Consider the following 1,329-nt stretch of genomic DNA (forward strand, 5'->3'; position numbering starts at 1 on the left):
CCGCACAAAAGGAACTGGGTCCCGACTGGCCAGCGCAGGATGAGGACGACCGCCGTTCGCCGCTGGCTGTCCTGTACGAACAGAACCCCGCGGACAGTGAGGTATTTGAGAACCTGATGCGCCGCAAGGTGCATTATGTGATCAAGCCGGAATATCTCTGGAGCAGCATCGCCGAGCAGGCACGTACCCAGAGTAATGAAATGTTGCGCACCCTGCAACAGGGCTTCAGGTTCATCGAAAACGAATCCTTCTCCAGCAATTTCCAGGGGCTGTTCTCGGAGATCAGCCTCGACTCCGAAAAGCTGGGCAAAAACTACCGGCAGCGCAACAACAAGCTCTGCACCATCATCCAGAAGATTTCTGAGGGGCTGGCGGAGTTCCCTCCGGAGCGGGACTTGCTGGGTGATGCCTACGAGTACCTGATCGGCCAGTTCGCCGCAGGTTCCGGCAAGAAGGCCGGGGAGTTTTACACCCCGCAACAGATTTCCGCCATCCTCTCCGGTATCGTCTCGCTGGACAGCCAGGACCCGGCCTCCGGCAAAAAGAAAGCACTCAGGCAGGTGCTGGATTTCGCCTGCGGTTCAGGCTCGCTGTTGCTCAACGTGCGCCAGCGCCTGGGTAAGAACGGCATTGGCAGGCTCTTCGGCCAGGAAAAGAATGTCACCACCTACAACCTGGCGCGCATGAACATGCTGCTGCATGGGGTGAAAGATACCGGGTTCGAGATTTTTCACGGCGACACCCTGCTCAACGAGTGGCCCCTGCTGCGCGAGGAGAACCCGGCCAAAAAGGTCGGGTTCGATGCGGTGGTCGCCAATCCGCCCTTCAGCTACCGCTGGGAGCCCACTGATGCGCTGAAGGAAGACTTCCGCTTCAAGGGCTACGGCATGGCGCCCAAATCAGCGGCCGACTTTGCCTTTCTGCTGCACGGCTTCCACTTCCTCCATCGGGAAGGCACCATGGCCATCATTCTGCCTCATGGCGTGCTGTTCCGGGGCGGCGCGGAGGCGAAGATCCGCAAGAAACTCTTGCAGGACGGTAATATCGATACCGTCATCGGCCTGCCGCCCAAGCTGTTCTACTCTACCGGCATTCCGGTCTGCATTCTGGTGCTGAAAAAATGCAGGCAGCCCGATGATGTGCTGTTCATCAACGCCAGTGAGCACTTTGAAAAGGGCAAGCGCCAGAACATCCTGCTGCCCGGACACATCGACAAAATCATCGACACCTACCAGCACCGCAAGGAAGAAGAACGCTATTCCCGCCGCGTATCCATGGAGGAGATTGAGGAGAACGGCTTCAACCTGAACATCTCGCGCTATGTGAGTA

Annotated in this window: 1 protein-coding gene; it reads left to right on the forward strand. The window is 58.1% G+C overall.

The genetic code is table 11. The annotated features are described in order from the left end of the window. The coding region (locus ACOCD2_RS20215) for a type I restriction-modification system subunit M (RefSeq protein ID WP_419625969.1) at positions 1–1,329 on the forward strand (1,329 nt) is incomplete at both ends.

The sequence above is a fragment of the Thiolapillus sp. genome (assembly GCF_048562965.1).
Lineage (GTDB): Bacteria > Pseudomonadota > Gammaproteobacteria > Chromatiales > Chromatiaceae > Thiolapillus > Thiolapillus brandeum_A.